General features: G+C 70.2%; 18 protein-coding genes. 11 read left to right on the top strand and 7 right to left on the bottom strand.

Translation table 11 applies throughout. From position 1 onward, the window contains the following. Positions 1-50 precede the first annotated feature (50 nt). From ACFY36_RS40035 to ACFY36_RS40050, 4 genes are read left to right on the top strand one after another with little or no spacing between them, the layout of a single operon-like run. Entirely contained in the window at positions 51-929 is an 879-nt protein-coding gene (locus tag ACFY36_RS40035; protein ID WP_499751123.1) for a carbohydrate ABC transporter permease, read from the top strand. Next, positions 926-1,765: a carbohydrate ABC transporter permease gene (locus tag ACFY36_RS40040; RefSeq protein WP_499751124.1), complete on the top strand. Its 840-nt coding sequence runs from the start codon at positions 926-928 to the stop codon at positions 1,763-1,765. The genes ACFY36_RS40035 and ACFY36_RS40040 overlap by 4 nt, the downstream gene beginning before the upstream one ends. A 38-nt stretch (positions 1,766-1,803) precedes the next feature. After that, on the top strand, positions 1,804-3,033 hold the full coding sequence (locus ACFY36_RS40045) for a glycoside hydrolase 5 family protein (RefSeq protein WP_499751125.1): 1,230 nt from the start codon (positions 1,804-1,806) through the stop codon (positions 3,031-3,033). 1 nt (position 3,034) lies between these two features. Further along, positions 3,035-6,004, top strand: coding sequence for an alpha-mannosidase (locus ACFY36_RS40050; protein WP_499751126.1), 2,970 nt, complete (start codon positions 3,035-3,037; stop codon positions 6,002-6,004). A gap of 289 nt (positions 6,005-6,293) precedes the next feature. Here ACFY36_RS40050 and ACFY36_RS40055 read toward each other — a convergent pair whose 3' ends face one another. Then, positions 6,294-6,836, bottom strand: a complete 543-nt coding sequence (locus ACFY36_RS40055) for a GNAT family N-acetyltransferase (RefSeq protein ID WP_499751127.1) — start codon at positions 6,834-6,836, stop codon at positions 6,294-6,296. Between the two features lie 164 nt (positions 6,837-7,000). Between ACFY36_RS40055 and ACFY36_RS40060 the strand changes: the two genes are divergently transcribed. Then, positions 7,001-7,687, top strand: a complete 687-nt coding sequence (locus tag ACFY36_RS40060) for a hypothetical protein (protein ID WP_499751128.1) — start codon at positions 7,001-7,003, stop codon at positions 7,685-7,687. Here ACFY36_RS40060 and ACFY36_RS40065 read toward each other — a convergent pair. From ACFY36_RS40065 to ACFY36_RS40085, 5 genes are all read right to left on the bottom strand, one after another. Further along, positions 7,593-8,432 carry a hypothetical protein gene (locus ACFY36_RS40065; RefSeq protein ID WP_499751129.1) on the bottom strand — a complete coding sequence of 280 codons (840 nt, stop codon included), beginning with the start codon at positions 8,430-8,432 and terminating at the stop codon, positions 7,593-7,595. The genes ACFY36_RS40060 and ACFY36_RS40065 overlap by 95 nt on opposite strands. A 71-nt stretch (positions 8,433-8,503) precedes the next feature. After that, on the bottom strand, positions 8,504-8,968 hold the full coding sequence (locus tag ACFY36_RS40070; protein ID WP_499751130.1) for an RICIN domain-containing protein: 465 nt from the start codon (positions 8,966-8,968) through the stop codon (positions 8,504-8,506). A 131-nt stretch (positions 8,969-9,099) separates the two neighbouring features. Beyond that, positions 9,100-10,920, bottom strand: a complete 1,821-nt coding sequence (locus ACFY36_RS40075) for an EAL domain-containing protein (RefSeq protein WP_499751131.1) — start codon at positions 10,918-10,920, stop codon at positions 9,100-9,102. Next, positions 10,917-11,732 (bottom strand): SAM-dependent methyltransferase, encoded by an 816-nt coding sequence (locus ACFY36_RS40080; RefSeq protein WP_499751132.1) that lies wholly within the window; start codon positions 11,730-11,732, stop codon positions 10,917-10,919. Before ACFY36_RS40080 ends, ACFY36_RS40075 begins: the two co-directional genes overlap by 4 nt. Positions 11,733-11,809: 77 nt before the next feature. Continuing rightward, entirely contained in the window at positions 11,810-12,421 is a 612-nt protein-coding gene (locus tag ACFY36_RS40085) for a hypothetical protein (protein ID WP_499751133.1), read from the bottom strand. A 609-nt stretch (positions 12,422-13,030) separates the two neighbouring features. Between ACFY36_RS40085 and ACFY36_RS40090 the strand changes: the two genes are divergently transcribed. The 6 genes from ACFY36_RS40090 (at position 13,031) to araA (ending at position 20,904) form a co-directional block, all read left to right on the top strand. Then, the gene (locus ACFY36_RS40090) at positions 13,031-14,353 is read left to right on the top strand and encodes a BTAD domain-containing putative transcriptional regulator (protein ID WP_499751134.1); all 1,323 of its coding nucleotides are present in this window, start codon (positions 13,031-13,033) and stop codon (positions 14,351-14,353) included. Between the two features lie 424 nt (positions 14,354-14,777). Further along, complete coding sequence (locus ACFY36_RS40095) at positions 14,778-15,500, top strand: excalibur calcium-binding domain-containing protein (RefSeq protein WP_499751135.1); 723 nt, start codon at positions 14,778-14,780, stop codon at positions 15,498-15,500. A gap of 57 nt (positions 15,501-15,557) precedes the next feature. Continuing rightward, a complete protein-coding gene (locus tag ACFY36_RS40100; RefSeq protein ID WP_499751136.1) occupies positions 15,558-16,820 on the top strand; it encodes an MFS transporter in 1,263 nt (420 codons plus the stop codon). A 294-nt stretch (positions 16,821-17,114) separates the two neighbouring features. Beyond that, complete coding sequence (araB, locus tag ACFY36_RS40105; RefSeq protein WP_499751137.1) at positions 17,115-18,746, top strand: ribulokinase; 1,632 nt, start codon at positions 17,115-17,117, stop codon at positions 18,744-18,746. Beyond that, positions 18,743-19,429 carry an L-ribulose-5-phosphate 4-epimerase gene (locus tag ACFY36_RS40110; protein ID WP_499751138.1) on the top strand — a complete coding sequence of 229 codons (687 nt, stop codon included), beginning with the start codon at positions 18,743-18,745 and terminating at the stop codon, positions 19,427-19,429. The genes araB and ACFY36_RS40110 overlap by 4 nt, the downstream gene beginning before the upstream one ends. Then, positions 19,426-20,904, top strand: coding sequence for an L-arabinose isomerase (araA, locus tag ACFY36_RS40115; protein WP_499751139.1), 1,479 nt, complete (start codon positions 19,426-19,428; stop codon positions 20,902-20,904). The genes ACFY36_RS40110 and araA overlap by 4 nt, the downstream gene beginning before the upstream one ends. Positions 20,905-20,906: 2 nt before the next feature. Here the strand turns inward: araA and ACFY36_RS40120 are convergent, their stop codons facing one another. Then, positions 20,907-22,034, bottom strand: coding sequence for an acyl-CoA dehydrogenase family protein (locus ACFY36_RS40120; RefSeq protein WP_499751140.1), 1,128 nt, complete (start codon positions 22,032-22,034; stop codon positions 20,907-20,909). Positions 22,035-22,102 lie beyond the last annotated feature (68 nt).

Genomic DNA, 22,102 nt, shown 5'->3' on the forward strand with positions numbered 1-22,102 from the left:
GGCCGGCAGGTCCCCCCGATAGGCCGGCCGCCACCCCCCGAGGAGAACTTGTGAAGACACATCGTTGGTTCACGCCGTGGGTGCTCACCCTCCCGGCGCTGGCCTTTCTGCTGGTGTTCAGCGTCTGGCCCTCCATCAACACCCTGCGGCTGTCGTTCACCGACGCCAAGCCGCTGGGCGGGAACTCCGACTTCGTCGGCGTCGACAACTACACCGAGCTGCTGCATGACGGCCAGGTATGGACCGCCCTGCTCAACAGCGCGATCTACATGGCGATCTGCCTGCCGCTGCTGACCATCCTGCCGCTGCTGCTGGCCGTGCTGGTCGAGCGCAAGCTGCCGTTCATCGCGTTCTTCCGGACCGCCTTCTACGTGCCCGTCATCGCCAGCGCGGTGGTGGTCGGCCTGATGTGGACCTGGTTGCTCGACGACCGCGGCCTGATCAACAACCTGGCCCGATGGCTGCACGTCATTCAGGGACCGGTGCCGTTTCTGACCGACCGCTGGCTGGTGCTGATCAGCGCGATCAGCCTGACCGTGTGGAAGGGGCTCGGCTACTACATGATCGTCTATCTGGCCGCGCTCGGTAACGTCCGCAAGGACCTGCACGAAGCGGCCGCCATCGACGGCGCCGGCCCGGTGCGCCGCTTCCTGACGGTCACGGTCCCGGGCGTACGCGGAACCATGTTTCTGGTTGCCGTTCTGGTCAGCGTCGCCGCGCTGCGCGTGTTCTCCGAGCTCTACATCCTCACCGGCGGCAAGGGCGGCCCGGGCGGCAAGGACCAGTCGCTGGTCATGCTGATCCAGCAGTACGCGGGCGGTTTCTACGGCAACCTCGGGTACGCCTCCGCGCTGAGCGTGCTGCTGTTCGTCGTCACCGTGGTCCCGATGGTGGTCCTCGCGCGCCTCAACAACCGGAGTGACTCGTGAAGAAGATCGGCGAGCCCTCGACCGGCGAGAAGGTCCTGCGCTACGTCCTGCTGCTGTTCGTCCTGCTCATCACGGTGGGCCCGTTCCTGTGGCAGCTGTCCACCTCGCTCAAGGGCGCCGGCGAGGACATCTACACGCGGACGCCGAGCTTCATCCCGCACGAGCCGACGCTGAACAACTACAGCCAGGTGGCCGAGGCCATCCCGGTCTGGCGTTACATCGGCAACTCGCTGCTGGTGGCCTTCCTGACCGTCGGCGGCAACATCCTGTTCGCCACCACCGCCGGTTACGCCATCGCCCGCCTGCGGTTCCGCGGCCGCAAGATCGTGCTGGGCCTGTTCCTGGCCACGCTGATCCTGCCGGGCGAGGTCACGATCATCTCGCAGTACGTGACGGTCCGCGACCTGGGCCTGGCCGACACCCTGATCGGCGTCGCGCTGCCGGGCATGGTGGCCGCGCTCAACGTGCTGCTGATGTTCAACGCGTTCCGCTCGCTCCCGCAGGAGATCGACGAGGCCGCGATCATGGACGGCGCCACCGTCGCGCAGCGACTGCTGAGGGTCTCACTTCCGGCCGTACGAGGAACCCTCGCGGTCGTGGCCATCTTCTCCTTCATCCAGGCGTGGGACGACTTCCTGTGGCCGCTGATCGTGCTGACCTCGCCCGAGAAGTACACACTGACGGTGGGCCTGCAGTATCTGTCCGGCACCTTCACGCAGGACCAGCGCCTGATCGCGGCCGGCACGATGATCGCCTTCATCCCGATCGCCATCCTGTTCAGCGCCTTGCAGCGCTACTTCTTCAAGGGCGTCGAGGAGGGCGGGGTGAAGGGCTGACCCCGCCGTCCATGGAAAATACCGAGAGAAAGCGCACCATGAGATACGGCGTCAACTACACCCCTTCGGCCGGCTGGTTCCACTCCTGGCTCGACTTCGACCCGGCCTCGGTCAAGAACGACCTCGAGGCGATCGCCGGGCTGGGCGTCGACCACATCCGGCTCATGCCGCTGTGGCCGCACGTGCAGCCCAACCGGGGCCTGATCCGCCCGCGCGCGCTGGCCGACGTGGTCACGGTCGTCGACCTGGCCGCCGACTGCGGCCTGGACGTCAACGTCGACGGCCTGCAGGGCCACCTGTCCAGCTTCGACTTCGTGCCGGCCTGGCTGTCGAGCTGGCACCGCCGCAACATGTTCACCGACCCCGACGTGGTCACCTCGACCGCGCACTACCTGCGCCGGCTGACCTCGGCCCTGGCCGGCCGGCCCAATCTGCTCGGCGTGACCGTCGGCAACGAGACCAACCAGTTCGCGGCCGCGCCCCACCCGTTCCCGCACCCGGTCACCGAGGAGGGCGCCGGCGTGTGGCTGGCCCGCCTGACCGGGGCCATCCGGGACGAGGCCCGCCCGGGCACGCTGGTCACCCACGCCATGTACGACGCCGCCTGGTACGACGATACCCAGCCGTTCGGCCCGGCCCACGCGGTCGCGCACGGCGACGAGACGATCGTGCACTCGTGGGTGTTCAACGGCGCCGCGCAGACCCACGGCGGGATGGGCGCCGGCTCCGTACGGCATGCCGAATATCTCTGCCGGCTGGCCGCCGCCTGGCACACCGACCCGGGCCGCCCGGTGTGGCTGCAGGAGGTCGGCGCGCCGACCAACGTGGTGGCCGAGGCCGACGCCCCGGACTTCCTCGAGGCGACCCTGCGGCACGTCGCGCGGATCCCCGAGCTGTCCGGCATCACCTGGTGGTGCTCGCACGACGTGTCGCGTGACCTGCTCGACTTCCCCGAGCTCGAGTACGACCTGGGGCTGATCACCAGCGACGGCCGGGTCAAGCCGACCGGTGAGCGTTTCGCGGAGACGATCGCACAGATTCGCAAAGAATCCCACACGGTGGAACAATCGGTGGCACTGATCCTCGACGACACCGTGCCCGGATACCGTGCCGCCTCCGGGCCCTCCCGCGAGTTCTACCGCTCGTGGCTGGACCTCGCGGGTGACGGCGCCGGCCCGCAGATCGTCCTCGCGTCCACGGCCGGCGACGCCGAACTGCTCTCCGCCCGCGGCATCACCGAACTCCGCCGTCCTCTCGAAAGGCGCTGACATGCACGACGACATCCCGCTCACCGTGGGACGCGCGACCCGCGTCCTGGCCGAGCGCATCCGGCCCGCCGTCCACACCGGCAGCGTGCCGCTCGAGGCCGAGTTCCATTCCCTGCCCGGCGAGCCCATCCCGCCCGCCGAGGGCCTCGCCCTGTCGTACGAGCCCTACACGGTCGGCACCCCCTGGGGCCCGGCCTGGAACACCACCTGGTTCCGGCTGCGCGGCGCCGTTCCCGCCGAGTGGCGCGGCCGCCACGTCGAGGTCGTGGTCGACCTCGGCTTCGACGGCAACATGCCGGGCTTCCAGTGCGAGGCGCTGGTCTACCGCCCCGACGGCAGCCCGGTGAAGTCTCTCAACCCGCGCAACCAGTGGATCCCGGTCGGCGACGACGAGACCGTCGACTTCTACCTGGAGGCGGCGGCCAACCCGGTCCTGCTCGACTACCACCCCTTCCTGCCGACCCAGGAGGGTGACATCCAGACCTCGTCGCCGCGGCCGCTCTACACGACCAAGCGCATGGATCTGGCCCTGTTCGACGAGCAGACGTACGAGCTCGCCCTCGATGTCGAGGTCCTGCTCGAGTTGCAGGCGGTCCTGCCGGCCACCGCGCCGCGCCGGATGCGCATCCTGCAGGCCCTCGACGACGCCCTGGACGTGCTCGACCTGCAGGACATCTCCGGCACGGCGGCCGCGGCCCGCGCCCAGCTCGAGGGGGTCCTCGCCGCGCCGGCCGAGCAGAGCGCGCACCACCTGTCGGCTATCGGGCACGCCCACATCGACTCGGCCTGGCTGTGGCCGGTCCGCGAGACCATCCGCAAGGTGGCCCGGACCGCGGCCGGCATGACCGAGCTGATCGGGCTCGACCCCGATTTCAAGTACGGCATGTCGAGCGCCCAGCAGTACGCGTGGCTCAAGCAGCACCGCCCCGAGGTGTTCGAGCGGGTCGTCAAAGCTGTCCAGGAGGGACGGTTCATCCCGCTGGGCGGCATGTGGGTCGAGAGCGACACCGTCATGCCGACCGGTGAGGCGCTGGTCCGCCAGTTCACGTACGGCCAGCGGTTCTTCCGCGAGGAGTTCGGCGTCGAGTCGCAGGGTGTGTGGCTGCCGGACAGCTTCGGCTACTCCCCCGCGCTGCCGCAGCTGATCCGCCGGGCCGGCTTCCAGTGGTTCTTCACCCAGAAGATCTCCTGGAACCAGGTGAACCGGTTCCCGCACCACTCCTTCCTGTGGGAGGGCATCGACGGTTCGCGAATCTTCACTCACTTCCCGCCGATGGACACTTACAACTCGCAGCTGTCGGGGGCCGAGCTGTCCAAGGCCACCAACCAGTTCCGGGAGAGCCGGCTCGCGTCGCGTTCGCTGGCGCCGGTCGGCTGGGGCGACGGCGGCGGCGGCACGACCCGCGAGATGGCCGGCCGGGCCCGCCGGCTGCGCTCCCTCGAGGGCAGCGCCACCGTGAAGTGGGAGCACCCGAACGAGTTCTTCGACAAGGCCCGGGCCGAGCTGCCGAACCCGGCCGTGTGGGTGGGCGAGCTCTACCTGGAGCTGCACCGGGCGACGCTGACCAGCCAGCACAAGACCAAGCAGGGCAACCGGCGCAGCGAGCACCTGCTCATCGAGGCCGAGCTGTGGGCGGCGACGGCCGCTGTGCGGGCGGGCGCTCCCTACCCGTACGAGCAGATCGACGCGCTGTGGCAGGAGGTGCTCCTGCACCAGTTCCACGACATCCTGCCCGGCACCTCGATCGCGTGGGTGCACCGGGAGGCCGTGGCGACGTACGAGCGGATCCGGGTTGCCGCTCTTGAACTGATCGCCGCCTCGCAGGCCGCCCTGGTCGGTGACGGCAACTCCACCATCGTCCTGAACCCGGCGCCGTTCGCTCGCGACGGCGTCCCGGCTCTCGCTGCCGCCGCGCCCTCTTCTTCCGCCGGCGCGGTGTCGGTCGAGGGCAACGTGCTGTCCAACGGCATCGTGGCGGTGACGGTCTCCGACGAGGGACTCATCACCTCGGCCGTGGACCTGGCGACCGGGCGCGAGACCATCGCGGCCGGGCAGGAGGCCAATCTCCTTCAGCTCCACCAGGATTTCCCGAACCAGTGGGACGCCTGGGACGTGGACCGCTTCTATCGCAACAAGGTCACCGACCTGCGCGCGGTGTCGTCCATCGACTTCAGCCAGGACTCGCGCGGCGCGCACGTCACGATCGTGCGGGAGTTCTCGAAGTCGAAGGTCAAGCAGACGCTGACGCTGGCGCCGGGCAGCCGGACGCTGCGGATCGACCAGGAGGCCGACTGGCAGGAGACGGAGAAGTTCCTGAAGGTCGCGTTCCCGTTCGCCATCCAGGCCGAGCACGTCGCCGCTGAGACCCAGTTCGGCTATCAGAAGCGGGTCACGCACACGAACACGAGCTGGGAGGCGGCCAAGTTCGAGGCCTCCATGCACCGCTACGTGCTCGTCGAGGAGCCCGGCTTCGGCGCCGCGCTGATCACCGATTCGACGTACGGCTACGACCAGACCCGCGACTCGACCGAGGAGCACGGCGTCACCACGACGGTGCGGCTGTCGCTGCTGCGGGCGCCGCGCTTCCCCGACCCAGAGACCGACCAGGGCGCGCAGACCTGCTCGTACGGCCTGGTGATCGGGGCCGGGGTCGCGGAGGCCACCGAGGCCGGCATCGCGATGAACCTGCCCGCCCGCGTGGTGACCGGCGACCACGGCTTCGAGCCGCTGGTCTCGGTGTCGGGCGAGGGCATCGTGATCTCGGGCGTGAAGCTGGCCGACGACCGCAGCGGCGACCTGATCGTGCGCGTCTACGAGTCGCTCGGCCGTCGCGCCACCGGCACGCTGAACGCACACACCGCCGTGCGTTCGGTCCAGGAGGTCACGCTCCTGGAGAAGCCCCTGGGTGAGGGCTCGCTGGACCTGAAGCTGACCCCCTTCGAGGTACGGACTCTTCGCCTGTCCCGGTAATCACACGCGGAAGTGGCCCACCAGCGTCTGCGGCCGGTGGGCCGTTTCGCTCAGTTCGCTGACGGCGGCCGCCGCCACCCCGGTTCATCTCCGAGGTGGTGGCGTGCCGGCCTGGATCTGCCGCAACCGCGAGGAGATGTCCCCGGTGGCGATCTCGGCGCTGGAGTCGCCGAGCTTGCCGACCTGTTCGGTGGTGCGCTCCGCGAGACCATGTTGTCGCCGTCGGCGATCCAGCGCGCGCTGTCATCGGTCGGCCGGTGCGCCGTCGGCCTGAGCCGCTCTCAGCCGCTCAACGCTTTTTGCGCGTCTGCTCCCAGACGACGTCGACGCCGGTCTCGCCCGGGGCCTCGGGCTCGCGCGCCACCCGCTCGATCTCGGTGTAGCCGGCCTTGGCGGCGACGGCCCCGGAAGCGCCGTTGGCCGCGTCGTGCAGGATGACCACCCGCTCGACGCCGGGCAGGCCGAGCCCGGCCTCGCTGACGGCCCGGACCGCCGTGGTCATGTGGCCGCGGCCGGCGAACCGCGTCCGCATCCAGTAGCCGACCTCCAACTGGCCCGGCCCGCGCCGGGTCATCAGCCCGATCGACCCCGCGAGCTCGCCGGCCGCGGTGAAGATGGCGTAGTTGAACTCGGTGGCCGATTCCCATTTCTCGGCCGACCTCTTGATGAAGTCGTGGGAGGCGTCGAGGTCGTAGGCGCCCGACGCCCACGGCATGAACGGCGCGAGCTCGGGCAGCGACTCTTGGACGGCGGCGGTGGCCTCGACGGCGAACTCGGGCGCCCAGCGCCGGAGCACGAGATCGCCGGCCTCGATGGTCTCAGGTGGCAGCATGGCGGACAGCTTCCTCGGCCGCCCTATTTCCGGCAACCGGTTTTCTTCAAAATTGCGTGGGAAATCGCTGTGCGCCACCTATGAAAAACAGCACTTGATTTTTCCGGTCCTCATTGTCGATGATTCCGGGAGAACTCTTCTTTCCCATGATTGCGTTGCCGGACATGTTGTTCCTCCTTGTTCTCCTTCTGCCGGCGCCGATGCTCGCCGGGGGCGGGCGCTGGCGTCAGCCGGCCGGTGCGCGCACGGCCCTGAAACGGATGGGGCCGACCACCATCGCGTTCGCGGCGGCGGTGGCCTTCGGCGCCCTCTCACCCGTCCATCCGCCGGCCCGGCTGGCCGGGGCGATCATCGCGGCCGGCGTCCTCGCCGGGTCCGCGCACGCGATCCGGCCGATCTTTCCCGGGCGGGAGCCCTTCGTAGCCGCCGTCTTCGGCCTCGCGCTGACGCCCTCGTCCCTGCCGCGCACCGAATTGCTCCTGCTGCTGACCGCCGGTCTGGCCGTGCCGACGCTGATCGTGGCGTCCCGGCTGCCCATGGCGTCCGCGATCCGCGTCACCGGCGCCACGATCGCCGCCATCCTGGGCGGGTGCCTGCTGCTCGGCCACCTCGGCGTCACCAACCCGATCGCCACCGCCGTGGACGGCCTCGGCGCGCACCCGGCGCCGCTGCTCGTCACCCTCGCCGTGCTGGCCGACGCCGCCGGCCTCTACGCCCTGATCGACCGGCGCCGTACGGCCGCTCTCGAGGCCCGACTCAGGCGGTCGGCCAGAGACGTCGCGAGGCACCCGTCCCCTCGTACACCTCAAGATCCGTTGTTAGCAGCCCGTCCTCACGGAGAGTGCCGATGACCCGCTGCCGGTCCTGAGCGGTCACCTCTCCGTAAAGGCGGACCTGAAGGTGCGGCCCGGTGCGCCGCCGCAACACCCACGCCTCCGGCACAGCGCCGAACCTCTCGGCCGCCACCAGCAACGACTCGGGCAGCGCCTCGGTGCCGTCGCTCTCCACACGCAGCTGCTCGGTGGGTGCGGCGCTCACCCCGATATCGGTCAGGCGGAGCCCGGCGCTTGCGCTGAGTTCCACCATTTCCCTGTACGCGGCGGAAGCGGTGGGCCGCCTCGCCGCGTCCCCCGCCCAGCCTTGCGCGAAGATCAGGAACCGGGTGGACGGCTGCGCCATCACGCCCACCCGCCGGTAGTCGCCGCTCTCGATGGTCCGGCCCCACAGATCAGCCTGCCGGTCGAACTCGCCGGAGGAGGCGGTCCCGTCGTACCAGCGCCCGTCGTGCTCGTTCTGCCCCCGTTTGACGAAAAGCTTCAGCGACACGCCGCCGACCTCATCCGGTTCCATCAGCACGGCCCGCACCCGCTTGACGGTCTCGGCGACCTGCCCCGCGGCCGGGGTCACGGTGACCTCGGCATCGACACCGACACCGTCGTCACCGGCCCGGGCCTCGACCGCGGAGCGCTGCACGCCGGGCACCGATTTCATCGCGGCGAAGATCTCGGCCCGGACAGCGGCCTCCTTGTCCTCGTCACTCTGACAACCGGTCAGAGCCGCCAACACGATCAACAGGACCAACACTCGTCGCACCACGCGGACCACGGTATAGATCGTGACCTAACACCAGGGGAACGGTGCCGGGCCGTTCCCCTGGCCACGCGGTTCTAGTACCACTGCTGGTTGGCGCCGCCCCAGCAGTCCCAGGTCACGACCTTGGCGCCGTTGTTGGCGTTGAAGGCGTAGATCTCCAGGCACTTGTGGTTCATCACGCTGCGGATCTGCTTGCCGTCGCGGTACCACTTCTGGTTGGCGCCACCCCAGCAGTCCCACAGCACGACCTTCGCGCCGTTGGCGCCGTTGAAGCCGTAGATCTCCAGGCATTTGTTGTTCATCGCGTTACGAATGTATTGGCCGTCCCAATACCAGCCTTGATTCGCGCCACCCCAGCATTCCCAGGTGACGACGTCGGCGCCGTTCGCGTTGTTGAAGTTGTAGAGCTCCAGGCATTTGTGGTTGAGCTCGCTGCGATAGGTGATGGTCGCGGCCTGGGCCGCTGTGGTCGGCGCGATCACGAGGACGGCGGCCGAGACCACCACGGCGAGACGGCGCAGAATGGAATGAGTTTTCATGGCGTTTCCCGATCTGGAGAAAGGACAGGTTCCGCCGCGGCTTGTTTCTTCCCGGGATTGCCGACCAAACATATTCCCGATGGCAGCCGGAAACCGCCGAACGCCCCCGATGTCGGATGGCGGACAGCCGCCTAGGGAAGCTCCGCCACCGGCCGCCCGAAAAGATAGCCCTGCCCGTGATCACAGCCGGCTTCACGGAGCGCCCGCTCCTGAGCGCCGCTCTCGATCCCCTCAGCGGTGACGGTCACCCCAAGCGAATGGCAAAGCCCGACAACGTGCCGAAGAGCCTCCACCCGCTCCCGCCCTACGTCCCGCCCGACTCCCCGCTCGGCCGCCACCCGCTCGCCCTCGCCGCGCCTGGCCACCGGGCCCACCGTCTCGGCGCCCCCGCTTTCCTTCCCGCCTTCACCACGCGCGCCCGGCGGGGCCGGCACATCGGCGCCCTCACCACGCGCGCCCAGCCGGGCCGGCACATCGGCGCCCTCGCCGCGCGTGGCCCGCGCGGCGGCCTCGCTCGGCGCGGTGAGGAACTCGGCGGCCAGCTTCACTTCGGCGAACGGCAGCGTGGCGAGCTCGGCCAGGCTGGAGTAGCCGGTTCCGAAATCGTCCAGGGCCAGCCGCACGCCGAGACCGGCGAGCCGTTCCAGGACCGCGCGGTGCTCGATGACCGCCGCCGTCTCAGTGATCTCCAATTGCAGGCGCCCGGCCGGCATCCCGGTGCGGTGCAGGATGTCCGCGACGCCGGCGACCAACCCCGGCGCGGCCAGCTGGACCGGCGACATGTTAACGCTCATTCGCAGATCGGCCCGCGCGGCTCCCGCCCGGCACGCCTGCTCGAGAAGGTTCCGGCCGAGTTCGTGGATAACGCCCGTCCGTTCCGCCATCGCGATGAACTGTCGCGGCTCGAGCCGATGCCACCGGGCCAGGGCTTCAACCCCGATCACCGCCCGGTCGGCCAGCCGCACCAACGGCTGATAGTGCAGCGTGAACTCCCCCGCCGCGAGCGCCGCCGGAACAGCCGCCGCCAGCCGTTGCCGCCGCCGATCGCTCTCGGCCCGTCCCGCCTCGAAGACACCCGGGCTCTGCTCGTCCTGAGCTGCCCAGCGCAGCGCGAGCCGGCCGTCGTGGAGCCAGCCGTCCGGGTCGGTGCCCGCGGCTGGCCGTTCCACCACCCCGATGGTCACCGCCACGTCCTGGGCCAACAGTCTCGACGCGCGGTCGGCGACCTTGATGACGTCGTCCACGCCGGCCGTTCCCGCGAGCAGGATCGCGAACTGGTCGTCGGCCAGATGGGCGAGGAACCCCAACGGGCGCAGCCGGCGGGCCACCTCGGTCAGCAGCAGCACCCCGTTCTCGTGGCCCAGGGTGTCCGTCACCTCGTCGTAACGGTCGAGGCTGACCAGGCAGAGCCCCAGCCGCTCGTCGCCCCGGGCCGCGACGACCTCGGCCAGATGTTTCCGCAGGTGCTGTTCGTTGGGCAGTCCAGTGTCGGGCCGGTGCAACAGGGCCCGCTGCAACCGCTGCTGAAGATCGACCTGCACCCCGCGCCAATGGATCTTCTCGGCCCGGTTCATCTCCTCCGCGGCCCGCAGCGCGGCATCCCGTTGCGCCGCGACGAAACCGATGGTCAAAGTTTCGAGCAGAGCGAGAATCCGCGCCCGGGTCTCCTCGCCGTCCGGGCCGGCGATCACGGAGGGCAGCCGGCCGGCGAACAAGTTAACGGTCGTTCCCAGTACGGGCGGCGCGGACATGCGCAGGTCGACGAGCTCGGCTCCGATGCGGGCGCCCGGCCCCGGATCGAAGGGTTCCGCCCGCACGGCCGCGACGAACTCCTCCAGCAGGTCGCTCAGGGCGGCGCGGGCCCGGGACCGTACGCCGGGAACGAAGCCGGCGGCGACCACCCCGCGCAACCAATCGTCAGTGATCCCCGCCAGGGGATCCCGCGTGGTCATTTCTTCCGGGCGAGCGCGACGAGCGCGGTGTGCTGCGGCGGGTCACCGGACTCGTCCGGGTCGGCGTGCCATGCGGTGGCGCTGACCACGCCCGGCTCGACGATCTCGAAGTCGTCGCCGATCAGCGCGGCGATCTCCTCCCTGGTGCGGATCACGACCGGGGTGGGCGTCTTCTCGTACAGCTTGCGGGCCCGCTCCTGAGCCTCGCGGCCCTCCGGGGTGACCTCCGGCCCGAGGTGTGAGACGACCAGATAACTTCCGGAGACGAGCGGCTCGCCGAGCCGCCGCAGGATGCCGGCCGGATCGGCCTCGCCCGGCACGAAGTGCAGCACGGCCACGGTGAGCACGGCGACCGGCTCGGAGAAGTCGAAAAGGTCGAGAACCTCGGGGTGGTACAGGATTCCGTCCGGCTTGCGCAGATCGGCTTCGATGACCTTGGCGTACGGATTCCCGGCGAGCAGACTGCGGCTCTGCTGCACGGCGATCGGGTCGATATCGACGTACATGACGCGGCCCTCCGGGTCGGCGTCCTGCGCCACCTCGTGCACGTTGCCGAGCGTCGGAATGCCCGACCCGATGTCGAGGAACTGCCGCACACCCCGCGCGCTCAGCCACCGCACGGCCCGCCCGAGGAACGCCCGGTTGGCCCGCGCCACCAGCCGGGCCTCGGGGAACATCTTCTCCACCCGGCCCCAGAACTCCCGGTCGACCGCGAAGTTGTGCACCCCGCCGAGCGTGTAGTCGTAGACCCGCGAGGCATCCGGCACCGTGATGTCCACGCCTTCCGGCACCCATCCGTACGACTCGGTCATGCTCGCTCCCACGCTCGGCTCCGGGACACCGACCATTGAAGTACGCGGATGCCTACAAAGCCAGACCGGAAGTCCGATTAAGACAGATGGTCACATACGTTGTCCCGCCGCCCGTGCAGCATGGTGACGGTCCGGTAACCGGAGGCCGAGATCTCCAGCCGGTACACCCCGTCGATCACCCACAGCCCGCGCGGAATGTTCCCGCCGCCGTCGCGAACCCCGAGCAACACCGGCCCAACCACATTCCACGTCTCACCCCCGTCGGCGGCGTGCTCGACAACGGCACTGCCACTCACATCAGCGTCGTACGACTGTCCAGTCCCACTGCTGGTGACCCGTACGACGAGCGCGCCCTTGTAGGCATCCCACTGGACAGCCCCATCGGGATAGCGCCGCAGCACCTTCGTCACCACTTCGTCCACCACCGGTTCCGCCCGAATCGCGAAGTCACAGGTAAGCCCCGCCACCTGCGAGAACGGCGGAGTAGGAGCCGGTACCCGCCCCTCCCCCGCACTCTTGGCGGGCCCGGTCGGAGCGGCGGCCGCCGGCGAAGCCATCCCGGCCAGGAAAGAAACGGCCAGCACGGCCGCAAGCAATGTTCGACGCATCGCTCCACCTTGAGCGGCGCCACTCACCACCCGCTCACCAGTCCGAGCGGCATTCACCGCAAAGACGACGAGAACGCGCACCCAGGTGTTCGTACTTGCTCCTCCGGGCAGAAATGCGCACTGCCGCGTTCACAGTCCGTGCGCATCCTAGGAGGCTAGGCTCTTGATGTCGGCGGTTGGTCGGAGCACTGCGGCAGGCCTACAGCGGCAGCGCGAGCTGCGGCGGCCAGCAGGCAGCAGCGGCGCGGGCAGCAGCGGCGCGGGCAGCAGCGGCGCGGGCAGCAGCGGCGCGGGCAGCAGCTCTTGGCCGGGGGCAAAACCGCCGGCAAGGCGCGCTGAGCCCATCAAGGCAGACTTCATGGCGAAGCGTTGGGCCCTCAGGGCGGAACCGGCGACGAAGATCGGGGCACCAGCGGCGTGCCGGCCGCACGCGCTGGGCGCCAACGGCAGGACCGACGGTCGGGCGGTGGCCGTCCCGGGCACAACCAGCAGCGAGACCGGCCGCAACGCCCTGGTCGCCAACGGCACGACCGACGGTCGGGCGCTGGGTCTCCCGCGCACAACCAGCAGCGAGACCGGCCGCAACGCCCCTGGTCGCCAGCGGTGGGGCCGGCGGCGAGGTTCTGGGCGCCGAGAGCCGTGAAAGCTGTCGAGTGGTCTTGGGTGGCGGTGGTTATAGGGTTCGATGTGATGGAGTTTTGGCTGTTGGGGCCGTTCGAAGCCTGGGACGGCGGGTGTCGGGTCGCGGTGGGCAATCGCCGGCAGGAGCGGTGCCTGCTGGGGATTCTGTTGCTTGCTCGCGGGGGTGTCGTCGGCGCCGAGCGGATCGCTGACCTGCTCTGGGACGGGGCGCCGCCGGCTTCGGCTCGGGGTGCCGTTCAGACGTATGTGGGGCGGCTGCGCCGCGCGCTCGCTCACCATGGGCTGACCATCGAGACCCGGCACGACGGCTACCGGATCGACCCGGCCGGGTATCGGCTCGATGTGGACGACTTCGCCGAGCGGAGCCGTGTCGCGGCCGAGGGCACCGACGCGGTGGAGCGGGTGCGTCTCTGGGACGAAGCGCTCGGTCTGTGGCGGGGGCCGCTGCTCGCGGACGTCGCGAGCGACCCGCTGCGGGAAAGGCTCGGGGCCTCGTTGCATCGACAGTGGCTCGGCGCCGCCGGGAAGCGGGCCGAGGATCTCCTGGCCATCGGCGGACACGAAGGCGTTGTGTCCACTCTGGAACCACTGGTCGAGCGGCACCCGGGCGAGGAGAGCCTCGTCGTGCTGCTCATGACGGCGCTTCACCGGCTGGGGCGTACGACCGAGGCCCTGCACCGCTACGACCTGACCGCGAAGGCCTTGCGGGCCGACCTCGACATCGCCCCCGGGGACGCCCTCCGCGAGCTCCGCCACCGGATCGCCCGGCGGGATCCCCGGCTCGAGCGGCCTCCGGCGCCGGCCTACGCCGTGCGGGTGCGGGACGAATGGCTTCCCTGGAACGTCGGCGGCCATCCGGCCCTCGAGTTCTGCAACACCTACGCGGGCTGGGGGCGGCCGCCGAGCTCTCGCGGGGAATGGCTGGGCGGCTATCCGGCTCTGGCCGCGTGGTCCGAGCAGGTGGGCCTGGTCGACGCGGGCACGGTTTCGGCGCTGCTGCGGCTGGCCCGCCGCGGCCCGGGCGCCGCGGCGTCGGTTCTCGGCAAGGCCAAGAGACTGCGTTCACTTCTGTACGCCCTACTGACCGATCCCGGCGACGAACGGGCGTTCACCGCGGTCGCCGGCTTCGCCCAGGCGGCCCGATCGGCGTCCGTCCTGACCCGGGACGGCTCGGGGCTCGCGCGCTGGATGTTGTCGCCCTCCGCCGGTCTGGAGACACCACTTCACGCGGCCGCGAACGCCGCTGCCGAACTCCTCGCCGACCCCCGACGGTTCACCGTGTGCGCGTGCCCCGGCGCGAACTGCGGCTGGCTCTTCCTCGACGACACCGGCCGCCGCCGCTTCTGCAGCATCGCCACCTGCGCCCATTGACCACAGCGGCCCGGGATCTCACCCGGCCGGGTGACGGGAGCGGCCGATCGAAAAGCTGCGATTCAAGAGGTGAGCTGGAACGGATCGCCCGTTCAGCCGGGCGACTCCCACGCATGGATACCCGTCACGTCCGGTCGGCGGGTTATGCGGTGAACGAGCATTCACCATGCTCACGCGGGTGAACCCGCCTCCAGCACAGGATCCGTGGCAAGGCCACGGCGCCGTCCCTCCGGACCGGCAGCCACCGGCGCCGCCCGGTCAGACCGGTAGCGAACCGCCGTTCACTTCACCTCCGCCGGTCCCCGGCTACGTCCAACCTGGACAGCCGTACGGACAGCCGCCGAACCCGTACGTCCGTCCCGAAGGCGCCCACGGCCGGGCCATGGACGCGTACGGACAGCCCGTGAACGCGCATGGGCAACCCATGGACGCGTACGGACAGCCGGTCGATGCCTACGGCCAGCCCGTGGAAGGCACGCCCGGTCACGGCGGGCCGCCCACCAGGCCGTACATCGCCGCGCCGGGCCTCCCGCCTCCGAAGCCGCCGTCGCGGTGGAAGGCCTGGCACAAGGTCACGCTCGGAGTGATCGGCGCTCTGGCTCTCTGCCTCTGTGGAGTCGCCGTCTTCGCCCCCGACTCGAACACCGGCAACCCCACCGACAAGGAGCAGACCGCAGCCGCCCAGCAACTGGCGGACGTGCCGAGCACTCCGGCCGACGACCCCACGACGGCACCCGCCACGACGGCCCCCGCGGCGACAACTCCCGTGACCACCGCACCCGCGGCGGTGGCGCCGGCCACGAAACCACCGGCCACCAAGACCAGCAAGCCGACCGCGAAGCCCACCACGACGAAGGCCGTCTACTACGCCACCTGCGCCGACGCGCCGGGCCCGCTGAGCAAGGGCAAACCCGGCTATCGCAAGGCCCTCGACCGCGACAACGACGGCGTCGCCTGCGAGCGGAGCGGCGACGACGACGAGGACCCGCCGGCTGATGAGCCCGACGACAGCGGCGGCGGCACCGACCCACGCTATTCCTCGTGCACCAAAGCCAAGGCGGACGGCTACGGGCCGTACTACCAGGGCCAGGACCCCGAGTACGACTGGTACCAGGACCGCGACAACGACGGAGTCGTCTGCGAGTAACACCACACTATTGCAAGTAGTTTGTAATTGCAGGTTTGCGGCGCTTAACGTGCGGCAGTGGAGATCTCGAAGGGGACGCTGACACCCGCCGCGCGGATGCTGGTCGTCAACCAGTTCGGGCTGTGTCTCGGCTTCTACATGGTGCTGCCGTTCCTGGCCACCTACCTGCGCGACGACCTCGGCTTCGCGGCCGCGCTGGCCGGAACCGTCCTCGGCATCCGCACGCTGTGCCAGCAAGGCCTCTACATCCTCGGCGGCACCGCCGCCGACCGGGTCGACCCGCGGGCACTCATCATGCTCGGCTGCGGCCTGCGGGTCGTTTCCTTCGGACTGCTCGCCACGGTCACCTCCCCGGCCGGGATCATCGCGGCGACCGCGCTCACCGGTGTCGCCGGCGCCATCTTCAGCCCGGCCGTGGAGACGTACCTCATGCATGAATCTCCCGGCCGAAGGGCCGAGACGTTCACGCTGCTGAACCTGTGGGGCAACGCCGGCACGCTCCTCGGCCCGGTCATCGGCGCGCTGCTGCTCGGCGTCGACTTCCGGATCGTCGCGGCCACCGCCTGCGTCATCTTCGGCATCCTCACGGTGGCGCAGGCCCTCGTCCTGCCCGGCGTGCGGCGTCCGGCGCCCGAGCACGGCGTGTGGCAGGCCTGGCGGCGGGTCTTCACCAACCGGCGCTTCCTCGGTTTCACCCTGGCCGGCGCCGCCTACTTCGCGCTCTTCAACCAGCTCTACCTGGCGATCCCGCTGGAGGCCCAGCGGGTCACCGGTCATCCGGCCGCCGTGAGCGCGGTCTTCATCGTCTCCACGGTCGTCGGCCTGATTGCGGGTGTACGTCTGACGAAGGCCTGCAAGCGCCGCTGGTCCACCGGAACGTCGATGGCCCTGGGCCTGACCCTGATCGGCGCCGGTTTCCTGCCGATCGCCGCGGCCGCGCCGCTGACCCTGAGCGCCGGCGAGCCCCTCTCCCCGCTGCCGGCGCTGGTGGCCGGCCTGCCGGCCCTGCTCGGCACCGCGGTCTTCAGCGTGGGCATCACCATCGCGAACCCGTTCATGATGGAGCTGATCCCGGCGGTCGGCAGCGAGCGCCTGGTCGGCACCTACTACGGCTTCTTCTACCTGGTGTCGTCACTGCTGGCGGCCGTCATCAGCACCCTGACCGGCAGCCTGCTCGACCTCGGCCCGGCCGGCCTGCGCTGGGCGCCGTTCGCCCTGCTGGCCGCGGTGGGCGCCGCCGGCGCCCTCGGCATCGCCGTCATGCAGCGCCGCGGCGCCCTGAAGGTCCCCGCCGACCCCGCGGTCTCCCTCGCCCTTTGAGCAAGCCCAAGATCGCCCGCGCCCGACAAAAGCGACAGCCGCGATAAGTTAGCGAGCGTTCGCACGACCGGCCGAAGCATAAACGGCCGAAGGTAGCGCGACCAGCATCGTCGTGGCTCGGGTCGAACGGCGGGAGACGATGCCCGCTTCAGTTAACACTCCTGAAACTGGGGTATACCGCTGGACGGCTTCGTCTGTTAGCGTTCACACGACCCAAGGCGCTCCCCTTTTCGCGCCGCGTCGTCGCGTGATGTTATCGCTAACAGAGCGCGCCTCGTGGAGGTGCTCCCCCTCATGCCTGATCAACCGCGTTACACCGTCGGGGTCGACTTCGGCACGCTGTCCGGCCGGGCGGTCGTCGTCCGCGTGCCGGATGGGGCCGAGCTCGGCTCCGCCGTCCACGACTACAAGCACGCCGTGCTCACCGAGGCTCTGCCCGACGGCACCCCCCTTGGCCCGGACTGGGCTCTTCAGGTGCCCTCCGACTACGTCGACGTCCTCAAGCACGCCGTGCCCGCCGCCATCGAGGCCGCCGGCGTCGACCCGGCCCACGTCGTCGGCATCGGCACCGACTTCACCGCCTGCACGATGGTTCCCACGCTCGACGACGGCACGCCGCTCAACGAGCTCCCCGAGTGGGTGAGCCGCCCACACGCGTACGTCAAGCTCTGGAAGCACCACGCCGCCCAGCCGCAAGCGGACCGCATCAACGCTCTCGCCGCGGAACGCGGCGAGGCGTGGCTCCCCCGCTACGGCGGCCTCATCTCCTCCGAGTGGGAGTTCGCCAAGGCCCTGCAGATCCTCGAGGAGGACCCGCAGGCGTACGCCACGATGACCCGCTGGGTCGAGGCCGCCGACTGGATCGTCTGGCAGCTCACCGGCAGCTACGTCCGCAACGCCTGCACGGCCGGCTACAAGGGCATCCGCCAGGACGGCGCCTACCCTTCGGCCGACTTCCTCGGCGCCCTCAACCCCGGCTTCGCCGGCTTTGTCGGCGACAAGCTCGACCAGCCCATCGGCGAGCTGGGTCAGCGGGCCGGCGTGCTCTCCGAGCAGGCCGCCGAGTGGACCGGACTGAAAGCCGGCATCGCCGTGGCCGTCGGCAACGTCGACGCTCACGTCACCAGCGCCGCCGCCCGCGCGCTCGACCCGGGCCAGATGGTCGCCATCATGGGCACCTCGACCTGCCACGTCATGAACGGCGACGAGATCCGCGAGGTCCCCGGCATGTGCGGGGTCGTCGACGGCGGCATCGTGGCCGGGCTGTGGGGCTACGAGGCCGGGCAGAGCGGCGTCGGCGACATCTTCGGCCACTACGTCGACCGGCTCGGCGACGAGTGGACCCACGCGCTCCTCACCGAGCGCGCCGCCGCCCAGCGGCCGGGCCAGCACGGCCTGATCGCGCTCGACTGGCACAACGGCAACCGGTCCGTCCTGGTCGACCACGAGCTGTCCGGCCTGCTGATCGGCGAGACCCTCGCGACCAAGCCCGAGGACATCTACCGGGCGCTCATCGAGGCCACCGCCTTCGGCACCCGCAAGATCGTGGAGACGTTCACCGGGGCCGGTGTGCCGGTCCGGGAGTTCATCGCGGCCGGCGGCCTGCTCAAGAACCGGCTGCTCATGCAGATCTACGCCGACGTGCTCAACATGCCGCTGTCGGTCATCGGCTCCGATCAGGGGCCGGCGCTCGGCTCGGCCATCCACGCCGCCACCGCCGCCGGCTGCTTCCCCGACGTGCGCACGGCCGCCGAGTCGATGGGCCGCGTGGAAAGCGCGGTCTACCAACCGGATCCGGCCGCCGCGGCGGTGTACGACGAGCTGTACGCCGAATATTCGGCCCTGCACGACTACTTCGGCCGCGGCGGCAGCAAGGTGATGCGCCGCCTGCGGGCCATCCAGCGGAAGGCGTGGGACCACCGATGACCGTCACGACCGACGTCCGCGACACGATCGCGGAGCTGCGCGCGCAGGTCGCCGAGCTGCACGCCGAGCTGCCTCGCAACCAGCTCGTGGTGTGGACCGCGGGCAACGTCTCGGCCCGCGTGCCGGGCCGCGATCTGCTCGTCATCAAGCCGTCCGGGGTCTCGTACGACAAGATCACGCCGGAGGCGATGGTCGTCACCGACCTCGAGGGCGAGCTGGTCGACGGCGAGCTCAGCCCCTCCTCGGACACGGCCGCGCACGCGTACGTCTACAAGCACATGCCGCATGTGCGAGGCGTCGTTCACACCCATTCGACGTACGCCACGGCCTGGGCCGCCCGCGGTGAGGCGATCCCCTGCGTCCTCACGATGATCGCCGACGAGTTCGGCGGCGAGATCCCGGTCGGCCCGTTCGCGCTCATCGGCGACGACTCGATCGGGCGCGGCATCGTCGAGACGCTGCGCGGCCACCGCTCCCCCGCCGTCCTCATGCGCAACCACGGCGTGTTCACCATCGGCTCGTCCGCCCGCAACGCGGTCAAGGCCGCGGTGATGTGCGAGGACGTCGCGCGGACCGTGCACCTCTCCCGGCAGTTGGGCACACCCCTGCCCATCGAGCAGCACCACATCGACTCGCTCTACGAGCGCTACCAGAACGTCTACGGACAGGAGCCCGTCAAGTGAAACCCCAGATCTGGTTTTTGACGGGCAGCCAGCACCTCTACGGCCCGGAGACCCTCGATCAGGTCGCCGCCCAGTCGGCCGACATCCAGCAGCTGCTGGTGGCCGGCGGGCTGACGGCCGAGATCGTCGGCAAGCCGGTCCTGACCGACTCGGCCGCCATCCGCCAGACCATGCTCGAGGCCAACGCCGACCCCTCGGTCATCGGCGTCATCGCCTGGATGCACACGTTCTCCCCGGCCAAGATGTGGATCACCGGGCTGGACACGCTGCGCAAGCCGCTGCTGCACCTGCACACGCAGCACAACCGGTCGCTGCCGTGGGCCACCATCGACATGGACTTCATGAACCTGAACCAGGCCGCGCACGGCGACCGCGAGTTCGGTTTCATCCAGGCCCGCCTCGGCGTACCGCGCAAGACGGTCGCCGGTTACGCCGGCGACCCCTCGGTGGTCGAGCGGGTCGACGCCTGGATCCGGGCCGCCGCCGGCTATCAGCACCTGCGGACGCTGCGGCTGGCCCGGTTCGGCGACAACATGCGGGACGTCGCGGTCACCGAGGGCGACAAGGTCGAGGCCGAGCTGCGCTTCGGGGTCTCGGTCAACACGTACGGGGTGAACGACCTGGTCGCTGTGGTGGACGCCGTGGCCGACGAGGCGATCGACGCCCTGGTGGCCGAGTACGCCGACGCCTACGAGCTGGCGCCGGAGCTGGCCCGCGGCGGCGAGCGGCACGAGTCGCTGCGGTACGCGGCGCGGATCGAGGCCGGGCTGCGGCAGTTCCTCACCGAGGGCGGGTTCGGCGCGTTCACGACGAACTTCGAGGACCTCGGCGGGTTGCGGCAGCTGCCCGGGCTCGCGGTCCAGCGGCTGATGGCCGACGGGTACGGCTTCGGCGGTGAGGGCGACTGGAAGACCTCCGCGCTCCTGGCCGCGGTGAAGGCCATGGGCGGCGCCGCCTCCTTCATGGAGGACTACACCTATCACTTCGGGCCGGGCGAGCCGAAGATCCTCGGCGCGCACATGCTCGAGGTCTGCCCGTCGATCGCCGCCGCCCGCCCGCGCGTCGAGATCCACCCGCTGGGCATCGGCGGCCGCGAGGACCCCGTACGCCTGGTCTTCGACGCCGCCGAAGGCCCCGCCACCGTCATCGGCCTGGTCGACATGGGCGACCGGTTCCGCCTGGTGGCCAACGCGGTCGAGGTGACCGCGCCCGACGAGCCGCTGCCGGCGCTGCCGGTGGCGCGGGCCGTGTGGAAGCCCGCGCCGTCGCTCTCCACGTCGGCCGAGTGCTGGCTGACCGCGGGCGGCCCGCACCACACCGTGCTGACGCAGTCGGCCTCGGCCGAGACCCTGCGCGACTTCGCGACCATGCTCCAGACGGAGCTGCTGCTGATCGACGAGAACACCACGGCGCACGACTTCACCGACCGCGTCCGCTGGAACTCGGCCTACTACCGTCTGTCCCGTCCCTTGTAGACCTACAGCCCGTACGTCTTGCCGATGATGTCGCGCTGAATCTCGCTCGTGCCGCCGTACACGGTCGAGATCAGCGTGGCCCGGACGTGTTTCTCCATGTCGTACTCCGTGGCGTAGCCGTAGCCACCCATCATCTGCATGCCGGCCAGCGCCATCTCCCGGGCCACCTCGGTCGTCTTGAGCTTCACCATCGAGCTCTCCCGCGGCAGCACCCGATCGGGCTCGCGGTCGACCTTCGCCGCGGTGTCGTAGACGAGCAGCCGGCTGCACTCGATCTCGGTGGCCAGGTCGGCGATGCGGTGGCGCATCACCTGGAAGGTGCCGATCGGGCGGCCGAACTGCTTGCGTTCACGGATGTAGGCCAGGGTGTCGTCGAACGCGCGGCGGGCGGTGCCGAGCATGAGCGCGGCCAGAATGAGCCGTTCCAGGTTGAGCCCGGCCATGAGCTGTCCCCAGCCCGCGCCGGCCTGGCCCACGACCGCGTCGGCCGGCAGGTGGCAGTCGGTGAAGTAGAGGTCGTTGACCTCCCGGCCGCCCATCGTGTCGATGCCGCTGATCCGTAGCCCCTCGGCGCCGGCCGGAACCAGGAACATGGTGAGCCCGTCGTGGTCGCCGGCGCTGCCGCCGGTGCGGGCCACGAGCAGGATGGCGTCGGCGATGTGGGCGTTCGAGCACCACGTCTTCTGGCCCTCGACGACAAATCCGCCGTCGGGCGCGGCCATGGCCCGGCAGGAGACGGCGGCGACGTCGGAGCCGGCGCCGGGCTCGGACATGGCGATCGAGAAGACGCGCCCGCCCGCCGTGCCGCCGAGGATCGTCTTCTTCTGCGACTCGCTGCCGAAACGCTGAACCGCGCCGGCCACGATGGCCGAGGTGGCGAAGCCGCCGGCCGGAACCATGCCGTAGCCGAGCTGCTCCAAGAAAAGGCACGTGTCGACCATGCCGCCGCCCGCGCCGCCGTACGTCTCCGGGATGGACACGCCGAGCCAGCCGAGGTCGGCCATGCGGTCGTAAAGGGCCTGGTTGTGCGGGGCCGGGCCGCGCTGCTCGCGGGTGCCGGCCTCGCGGCGGGCGAACTCGGCCAGGGCCGCCGTGAAGGCTCGTTGTTCCTCAGTGAGATCAATGGCCATGTCCGACCTTTCGCAGGTGGTGGCGGGCATTGACAGCGAACGTAACATATCAAATATCAAATCTGAGG

The organism is Actinoplanes sp. NPDC000266, assembly GCF_042899005.1.
Classification (GTDB): Bacteria; Actinomycetota; Actinomycetes; order Mycobacteriales; family Micromonosporaceae; genus Actinoplanes.